The organism is Aeromicrobium sp. PFPM2_SD2 (assembly GCF_057364525.1).
Genome location: NZ_JBNFNZ010000705.1, coordinates 1 through 779, shown reverse-complemented (window position 1 = coordinate 779; position 779 = coordinate 1). Strand labels below are relative to the sequence as shown.

At 74.8% G+C, this 779-nt stretch carries 1 pseudogene; it reads left to right on the top strand.

Going from position 1 to position 779, the window contains the following annotated elements:
* Window positions 1-165: 165 nt before the first annotated feature.
* Window positions 166-779: pseudogene (locus AC2W7G_RS17600) on the top strand (hypothetical protein); the annotation flags it as partial.

Genomic DNA, 779 nt, shown 5'->3' with positions numbered 1-779 from the left:
CGTTGGGCGGACGCGGCTCGACGACGCCAGCCCGTACGTCGACTGCCGGCTCCCCGACGGCACGCGCTTCCACGCCGTGCTCGCGCCGGTCTCGCGGCCCGGCACCGTCGTGTCCCCTGCGCGTGCCCGCTCGCACGGCGTTCACCCTCGACGAGCTGCGGGCCGGTGGCAGCGTCGGCGCGCACGCCGACCGGGTGCTGCGCTCGCTGGTGGAGCGGCGGCTCGCCGTTCCTGGTCAGCGGCGTCACCAGCGTCTCGGTCGACCTGCACAAGTACGCCTACGCGCCCAAGGGCGTCTCGCTGCTGCTGCACCGCAGGCCCGCGCTGCGCCGCAGCCAGTACTTCGCCAGCGCCGACTGGCCGGGCTACACGATGCTCAACGCCACGATGCAGTCGACCAAGTCCGGCGGGCCGCTGGCCGCGGCGTGGGCGACGGTGCAGGCGATCGGCGACGACGGGTACCTCGAGCTCGTCCGGGTAGCGCTCGAGGGCACCGACGCGCTGGTCGCGGGCATCGCGGCCACCGAGCACCTCGCGCTGGCGTCCGTGCCCGACTCCACGCTCGTCGCGCTCACGACGGACGACGCCCTGGACGTCTTCACGCTCGGCGACGAGATGCTCGAGCGCGGCTGGTACGTCCAGCCGCAGATGCGCTTCGGCGACCTGCCCGCCACGCTCCACCTCACGGTCAGCGCGGCCACGACCGCCGGCGTGGACGACTTCCTGGCCGCCCTGCGCGCGTCCGTCGACGCGGCCGTCGCCGCCGGACCGGTGCAGGT